Annotated in this window: 9 protein-coding genes; 6 read left to right on the forward strand and 3 right to left on the reverse strand. The window is 33.9% G+C overall.

The annotated features are described in order from the left end of the window. Positions 1 to 295 precede the first annotated feature (295 nt). The gene (locus ACK5ON_RS04965) at positions 296 to 1570 is read left to right on the forward strand and encodes a glucose-1-phosphate adenylyltransferase (protein ID WP_396173439.1); all 1275 of its coding nucleotides are present in this window, start codon (positions 296 to 298) and stop codon (positions 1568 to 1570) included. Between the two features lie 92 nt (positions 1571 to 1662). On the opposite strand, the gene ACK5ON_RS04970 is transcribed toward ACK5ON_RS04965, so the two are convergent. The 3 genes from ACK5ON_RS04970 to ACK5ON_RS04980 form a co-directional block, all read right to left on the reverse strand. Further along, on the reverse strand, positions 1663 to 2184 hold the full coding sequence (locus ACK5ON_RS04970) for a fasciclin domain-containing protein (protein ID WP_409820447.1): 522 nt from the start codon (positions 2182 to 2184) through the stop codon (positions 1663 to 1665). A gap of 149 nt (positions 2185 to 2333) precedes the next feature. Then, on the reverse strand, positions 2334 to 2642 hold the full coding sequence (locus tag ACK5ON_RS04975) for a c-type cytochrome (RefSeq protein ID WP_409820449.1): 309 nt from the start codon (positions 2640 to 2642) through the stop codon (positions 2334 to 2336). 183 nt (positions 2643 to 2825) lie between these two features. Then, on the reverse strand, positions 2826 to 3758 hold the full coding sequence (locus ACK5ON_RS04980) for a peptidylprolyl isomerase (RefSeq protein WP_409820451.1): 933 nt from the start codon (positions 3756 to 3758) through the stop codon (positions 2826 to 2828). Positions 3759 to 3832: 74 nt separating this feature from the next. Between ACK5ON_RS04980 and ACK5ON_RS04985 the strand changes: the two genes are divergently transcribed. From ACK5ON_RS04985 to ACK5ON_RS05005, 5 genes are all read left to right on the forward strand, one after another. Next, positions 3833 to 4279 carry a DUF1569 domain-containing protein gene (locus tag ACK5ON_RS04985; protein WP_409820453.1) on the forward strand — a complete coding sequence of 149 codons (447 nt, stop codon included), beginning with the start codon at positions 3833 to 3835 and terminating at the stop codon, positions 4277 to 4279. A gap of 107 nt (positions 4280 to 4386) precedes the next feature. Further along, positions 4387 to 5187, forward strand: a complete 801-nt coding sequence (locus tag ACK5ON_RS04990) for a class I SAM-dependent methyltransferase (RefSeq protein WP_409820455.1) — start codon at positions 4387 to 4389, stop codon at positions 5185 to 5187. 16 nt (positions 5188 to 5203) lie between these two features. Next, the gene (trmD, locus tag ACK5ON_RS04995; protein ID WP_409820457.1) at positions 5204 to 5881 is read left to right on the forward strand and encodes a tRNA (guanosine(37)-N1)-methyltransferase TrmD; all 678 of its coding nucleotides are present in this window, start codon (positions 5204 to 5206) and stop codon (positions 5879 to 5881) included. 172 nt (positions 5882 to 6053) lie between these two features. Continuing rightward, positions 6054 to 6404, forward strand: a complete 351-nt coding sequence (rplS, locus tag ACK5ON_RS05000) for a 50S ribosomal protein L19 (protein ID WP_396158605.1) — start codon at positions 6054 to 6056, stop codon at positions 6402 to 6404. A 221-nt stretch (positions 6405 to 6625) separates the two neighbouring features. After that, positions 6626 to 7674 (forward strand): NADP-dependent isocitrate dehydrogenase (locus ACK5ON_RS05005; RefSeq protein WP_409820460.1); only part of this gene is annotated, 1049 nt, incomplete at its 3' end.

Raw genomic sequence — 7674 nt, forward strand, 5'->3', positions numbered from 1 at the left:
GGTTTCGGGTTACGGGTTGCGGGTTGCGGGTTGCAGTCATGAATTGAGAATAGAGAAGATTTGGGTTTTGGGATTTGGGATTTGAAATTTGGGATTTGAAATTGACATTGAAATTGATATTGACATTGACATTGATATTGAATTGGAATTTGCAACCCGACTTGAACGGAGCTCTTTATTGCTTGCTTTTTTAGCAAGGAATAAAAGCGGGAGTGGAAGGCGGAATAGTTGCCCAAATAAAAAAGAGTATTACTAATGTGGAAACCGTTTCACTTTTCACAACAATATAAAAAAAATGATAAACAAAAGCACATTAGCTATTATTCTTGGTGGCGGACAAGGTTCAAGATTAGCGCCATTAACAGAAAGTCGCTCCAAACCAGCCGTTCCAATTGCTGGGAAATACCGTTTGGTAGATATTCCGATTTCCAATTGTATCAATTCGGACATCAAAAGAATGTTTGTGTTGACGCAATTCAATTCGGCTTCGTTAAACCAACATATCAAAAACACCTATCATTTTAGTCATTTTAGTACTGCTTTTGTGGATATTTTGGCGGCGGAACAAACGCCAGATAATCCTACTTGGTTTCAAGGAACAGCCGATGCGGTGCGACAATGTATGAATCATTTCATGAATCACGATTTTGATTATGCCTTGATTTTATCAGGCGATCAATTGTATCAAATGGATTTTAATGAAATGATTAAAGCGCATCATGACAGTGGTGCCACTATTTCTATTGCCACTTTACCTGTTAATGCAAAAGAAGCATCCGATTTTGGGATTTTAAAAACAGACTCTGAAAATTTTATTACGTCATTTATTGAGAAACCAAATGCTAGTCTTTTACCTGAATGGACCTCTGAAGTGAGCGAGGAGTCTACAGCAGAGGGAAAAATATATTTAGCTTCTATGGGTATTTATATTTTCAATCGTGATTTGTTAGTTGAGTTAATGAAAAATCCAGATACTAAAGATTTTGGTAAAGAAATTATTCCGCAAGCCATTGGACATCAAAAAATATTGAGTTATCAATATGAAGGTTATTGGACTGATATTGGGAACATTGATTCTTTTTTTGAAGCTAATTTAGGACTGACCGATGATATTCCGAAGTTCAATCTTTTTGACAATTCTAGCAAAATATATACTCGAGCTAGAGTTTTACCACCATCAAAAATTACTGGTGCGTCCACAATAGATAAATCGGTTGTGGCAGAGGGTTGCATCATCAATGGTGCAATGATTGAACATTCTGTAGTTGGAATTAGGAGCAGAATAGGTTATGGCTCCACAATTATTGACTCCTATCTTATGGGTAACGATTATTATCAAAATATAGATGAAATTCGAACGAATAATGCTAATGGAATTATTAATATTGGCATTGGTGAGCGATGCTTTATCAGTAATACTATTGTAGATAAAAATTGTAGGATCGGGAACGATGTTCGACTTAATGGTGGAAAACATCTTGAAGATACTAACACAAATTTATACACAATTAAAGATGGAATCATAGTTGTGAAAAAGGGAGCTATTTTACCAGATGGTTTTACAGTTTAAGAAAATATTATTTTTGAATTTTAATCATAAAAAAATCTCGTATCGTTTCAAACCGATACGAGATTTTCAATTTAAAATGCTATTGATTCAAATTAAGATTTTGGCAAAACTACTGTGTCTATAACATGAATTACACCATTTGAAGATGTAATATCAACAGCAGTGATAGTTGATTTATTACCATTTTCATCTGTTAAAATTACATTTTTTCCAGAAAGTGATGCTACTATTTTTCCGCCTTGTACAGTAGTTAATGTAACACTTCCATTCCCTTTTTTAATAGCTTCAACCACTGCTTTGCTATCCAAATTTCCAGCTACAACATGATAAGTCAAAACGGCTTGTAGCTTAGCTTTATTTTCTGGTTTTAATAAAGTTTCTACTGTTCCTTTTGGTAATTTTGCAAATGCTTCATTCGTTGGTGCGAAAACGGTAAACGGACCTTTGCTTGACAATACATCTACTAAATCAGCAGCTTTTACGGCTGCAACTAGTGTAGTGTGATCTTTTGATCCAATTGCATTTTCGACAATTGTTTTTGAACTTTGAGCTTGTGAAGTAAAACTCGCTAAGGTTGTTAATGCTACAACCGCTAATACTTTAATTGATTTCATGATGTTGTTTTTTTAGTTTGTTTAATTTTTTAATAAAATTATTAAACAAAAGTATTTTATTTACGGTCAGAAAATTAAAGTTTAACAAATAATTATAGACTGTTTGGGAAAATAGAAATTTAAGTTGTTTGAAAAAGTAACCATTGTATTTACTGCATTACAATATAATCATACACATATTCTCTTTCTTTATCTGATATTTCGGCTTCTTTTTGCATACGAAGCATAATTGGTTTCCAATTTTCGGGTGTATGGTCTTTTACTTTTGGCAAGTCATGGCAATTGCCACATTTGTTTTGAAAGATCGATTCGCCTTGAGCTATCCTATCCGCCATACTTATTTCACTTGAAACTGTTGTTGTGGTTTCAATTGCTGTTTTATTTTCCGTTACTACTTTTTTAGACTTGCAGGAAATGAGGATAAAAATAACCAAGGCAGGGAGGACTGTCTTTTTCATAAGATTTTAAATTTGATTTTAGTAAATGTATAAAAAAATCCCAACAGCAAACTATTGGGATTCTATCTTAATAGAAAATTAAGTCTTAAGGCCAACTCGCCACCTGGCTCCTTCGCTAACCCGAGGCAAAGCCGAACTGAACGAAGTTAAACAGTTCGCAGAACTGTTTTTTAACGCTCGCCCTTATTTTACATCCATCAACTCCACATCAAAAATCAAAGTAGCATTCGGTGGAATCACACCACCAGCACCGCTTGAACCATATCCCAAATAAGACGGAATTACAAAACGCGCTTTGTCGCCCACTTTCAACAAAGCAATTCCTTCATCCCATCCTTCAATTACTTGTCCTTGACCTAATTTAAACTCAATAGGTTTTTTTCTAGGATAAGAACTGTCAAATACTTTTCCGTTGTCTAACGAACCTTGATAATGAACAGAAACTGTTTTACCGCTTTCAGCTTGTTTTCCTGAACCTTTCTGTATCATTTTGTAACGCAAACCGCTTTCGGTTTTATCAAAACCAGCGGCTAATTTTTCCATTGCTTCTTCAGCTTGTCTTTTTGCTTCTTCAATTCGTTTTTGTCTAGAACCTTCAAAAGTTCTAAAAGCTTCAATGGCATTCCATTTTTGGGCCTCGTCACCTACTCTAACGATTTCAACTGTATCAATTGAATCGCCTTGTACAATAGCATCGACAATATCCTGTCCTTCAACAACATTCCCAAAAACAGTGTGCTTTCCGTCCAACCAATTCGTTGGCACATGCGTAATAAAAAACTGCGAGCCATTACTACCCGGACCTGAATTTGCCATAGATAACACACCTGGCTTATCGTGTTTTAAGGTTGGATGAAACTCATCATCAAAATTATATCCTGGACCACCAGTTCCTATTCCTTGAGGACAACCACCTTGAACCATAAAATCAGGAATTACTCGGTGGAATTTTAAACCATCATAATACGGTTTTCCCATTGGTCGTGCTGAATTTTCCAATTGCCCTTCGGCTAAACCAACAAAGTTACCCACTGTTCCTGGTGTCAAATCGTGTGTTAATTTTACTAAAATCGAACCTTTTGAAGTGTTGAATTTAGCGTATATTCCGTTTTCCATAACTAAAATTTTAAAAAATGTGGTGCAAATGTACTATTTAATATTGTAAATTTGGTGACCGAAAAAACTATTATATGAGTACTATTTTCAATACGTCGGACAACGAATTTATCATATCAAGATTAAATCAATTAACATCGGATAGTAAAGCACTTTGGGGAAAAATGAATGTTTCACAAATGATAGTCCATTGTCAACAACCGCTATTGGTATCGGAAGGGAAACTCGAGGTAAAAAGAACTTTGCTTGGAATAGTAGTAGGTAAGATGATGAAAAAGAAATTCTTAAACAAAGAATTTGGCAAAAATCTACCTACCGACAAAAAGTTTATTATTACAAATAATCCCGAATTTGAAAAAGAAAAACAGCGATTGATAAATCAAATTCAAAGTTTTGAGAAGAAAGGAAATTCGGTTATTCAAAATTTTAAACATCCTTTTTTTGGTCCAATGACTGCCGAAGAATGGGGAATAATATCCTACAAACACTTAGATCATCATTTGAAACAATTTGGGGTTTAAACTTTCTCATTATGAAATCACCATTAACAACAAGTTTGTTGCAAACAAACACCAATGAAGATAAGGTGATTCCATATGACCAATAAAAAAACAATAATTATCTACAAATGAAAAATGATTTCGATTATATAAAAACCAACAAGCAAACTTGGAACAACAAAACAGCTATTCACATTGAATCTGAATTTTATAATAACAAAAGTTTTTTGGAAGGCAAATCAACTTTAAATTCAATTGAACTTTCGCTTTTGGGCGATTTAAACAATAAAAGAATACTTCATCTTCAGTGTCATTTTGGGCAAGATACAATGACTTTTTCTAGACTTGGAGCAAAAGCTACTGGAATTGATTTTTCAGACAAAGCCATAGAAAAGGCAAGAGCGTTTTCGGAAAAACTAAATCTTGATACCACATTTATTTGTTGTGATATTTATGACACTCCAAACCATCTTGACGAAAATTTTGATATTGTTTTTACTAGTTATGGAACCATCGGTTGGCTACCCGATATAGATAAATGGGCCGCTGTCGTTTCCCATTTTTTAAAGCCAAAAGGAAGATTTATTATGGCCGATTTTCATCCAGTTATTTGGATGTTTGACAATGATTTTAAAAAAGTTTTTTATAGTTATTTTAATATCGAGCCCATAATTGAATTAGAATCTGGAACTTATGCTGATAAAAATTCCAAAATAGAAACTAAAACTATTACATGGAATCATCCAACAAGTGAGGTTTTAAACGCATTAATTCAATCTGGTTTAGAAATCAATTCTTTTAATGAATATGATTATTCGCCCTATAATTGTTTCAATCAAACAGAAGAATTTGAAAAAGGAAAATTTAGAATTAAACATTTAGGCAATAAAATCCCGATGGTATTTTCCATCGAAGCTACAAAAAAATAATATTTATCTTAGCCAAATGCGAATAGATATCATCACCATTTTACCCGAATTAATGAAAAGCCCTTTCGAAGCGTCTATCATGAAAAGAGCTATCGAAAAAGGATTGGTGGAAGTCCATTTTCATAATTTAAGAGATTATACAACTAATAAACAAAAAAGTGTTGATGATTATCCGTTTGGCGGCGGTGCGGGAATGGTCATGAACATTCAACCCATAGATGATTGCATTACCCATTTGAAAAGTCAAAGAAATTACGACGAAATCATTTATATGTCTCCCGATGGGGAAACTTTGAACCAAAAGATGGCAAATTCAATGTCGATGTTGGAAAACATAATCATTCTTTGCGGACATTATAAAGGAGTTGACCAACGTGTTCGTGACCATTTGATTACCAAAGAAATTTCGATTGGTGATTATGTGCTTTCGGGAGGAGAAATTGGTGCCATTGTTTTTTGCGATGCTATTATTCGATTAATTCCTGGTGTTTTGAGTGATGAAACCTCAGCATTGACCGATAGTTTTCAAGATAATTTATTGTCTGGACCAATTTATACTCGTCCAGCTGATTACAAAGGTTGGAAAGTACCCGAAGTTTTAACAAGCGGTCATTTTGCCAAAATTGACAAATGGAGAGAAGATATGGCTTATGAACACACAAAAAATAGAAGACCGGATTTACTTGAAGAATAGTTTAATATGGTTTAAATTGTTTAATTTAGTTTAAGCAACAAACAAATTTAAACTTTTTCTAAACTTTTAAACTTTTTCTAAACTTTTTTACTTAAATTTGCACCCACATTTGACCAACCTCTGGCGAAAACCGTGAATGTTGCTCAAATTCAAAACCATAATATTTAAAAAAATGGCAAATTTAGTAGATTTCGTTAACAACGAATTATCAACAAAAAAAGATTTCCCCGTATTTGGAGCTGGTGATACTATTACAGTTTACTACGAAATTAAAGAGGGAGAAAAAACAAGAACTCAGTTTTTCAAAGGAGTTGTAATCCAAAGAAAAGGTGCAGGAATTACAGAAACTTTTACAATCCGTAAAATGTCAGGTGCAGTTGGAGTAGAGCGTATCTTCCCAGTTAATATGCCTGCTTTGCAAAAAGTAGAAGTGAACCAAAGAGGTAAAGTTAGAAGAGCTCGTATCTACTACTTTAGAGAACTTACTGGTAAAAAAGCAAAAATCAAAGAGAGAAGAAGATAATTCTATACTTTCTATTCATAAAAAATCTCGTCATGTTCCAAAAACTAAACGAGATTTTTTTTATTCCATTACTATTGGCCGTTAATTTTATTAAATTATCATTATTTTAAACTTAAAATAACAATTTCATAATTCATTCAATTTCATTCTTGTTATAAAAGGAAATCCTATCTTATTAATTATATTTGCTTCCGCGAAAATTATCAATAAACAACAATAATATGGCCAAAATTAAAGTAGCTAACCCAATAGTTGAATTGGATGGCGATGAAATGACACGAATTATTTGGAACTTTATTAAAGAACAACTTATTCTTCCTTATCTCGACTTAGATATTAAATACTACGATTTAGGTATTGAAAATAGAGAAGCGACTAAAGACCAAATCACAATTGATTCAGCAGAAGCCATAAAAAAATACAATGTTGGAATTAAATGTGCCACCATTACTCCAGATGAAGAGCGCGTAAAAGAATTCAACCTTTCTAAAATGTGGAAATCTCCAAACGGAACTATTCGTAATATTGTCGGAGGAACTGTTTTTCGGGAGCCAATAATAATGAGTAACGTACCTCGTTACGTTCAAGGTTGGACAAAACCTATCGTTATTGGGCGTCACGCTTTTGGAGATCAATACAAAGCTACCGATACTGTAATAAAAGGAAAAGGAACTTTAACCATGAGTTTCACTAATGAAGCTGGCGAAACATCTACTTGGAATGTTTATGACTTTGAAGGCGATGGTGTTGCAATGGCAATGTACAATACTGACGAAAGTATTTATGGTTTTGCGCATTCCTCTTTTCAAATGGCATTAACCAAGAAATGGCCCTTATATCTTTCTACAAAAAACACTATTTTAAAAGCGTACGATGGTCGATTTAAAGATATTTTTGAAGAAGTATATCAAAAACATTACAAAACAGATTTCGAAACTAATGGAATGATTTACGAACACCGACTTATTGATGACATGGTGGCATCGTGCATGAAATGGAATGGCGGATTTGTTTGGGCTTGTAAAAATTATGATGGTGATGTGCAATCGGATACGGTTGCACAAGGATTTGGTTCATTGGGTTTAATGACTTCAGTTTTGGTTACTCCTGACGGAAAAACCGTTGAAGCCGAAGCTGCCCACGGAACCGTAACACGTCATTACAGAGAGCATCAAAAAGGAAGAGCTACTTCTACAAACCCCATTGCGTCTATTTTTGCTTGGACAAGAGGACTGGAACACAGAGGCAAGTTAGACGGAAACCAAGCATT

The sequence above is a fragment of the Flavobacterium sp. genome (genome assembly GCF_046317795.1).
Classification (GTDB): Bacteria; Bacteroidota; Bacteroidia; order Flavobacteriales; family Flavobacteriaceae; genus Flavobacterium.

Bases quoted from the DNA above. Each gene is read 5' to 3' on its own strand.
- ACK5ON_RS04990 (WP_409820455.1), top strand. From the start codon at position 4,387: ATGAAAAATGATTTCGATTATATAAAAACCAACAAGCAAACTTGGAAC.
- ACK5ON_RS04970 (WP_409820447.1), bottom strand. From the start codon at position 2,184: ATGAAATCAATTAAAGTATTAGCGGTTGTAGCATTAACAACCTTAGCG.
- trmD (WP_409820457.1), top strand. From the start codon at position 5,204: ATGCGAATAGATATCATCACCATTTTACCCGAATTAATGAAAAGCCCT.
- rplS (WP_396158605.1), top strand. From the start codon at position 6,054: ATGGCAAATTTAGTAGATTTCGTTAACAACGAATTATCAACAAAAAAA.
- ACK5ON_RS04975 (WP_409820449.1), bottom strand. From the start codon at position 2,642: ATGAAAAAGACAGTCCTCCCTGCCTTGGTTATTTTTATCCTCATTTCC.
- ACK5ON_RS04965 (WP_396173439.1), top strand. From the start codon at position 296: ATGATAAACAAAAGCACATTAGCTATTATTCTTGGTGGCGGACAAGGT.
- ACK5ON_RS04985 (WP_409820453.1), top strand. From the start codon at position 3,833: ATGAGTACTATTTTCAATACGTCGGACAACGAATTTATCATATCAAGA.
- ACK5ON_RS04980 (WP_409820451.1), bottom strand. From the start codon at position 3,758: ATGGAAAACGGAATATACGCTAAATTCAACACTTCAAAAGGTTCGATT.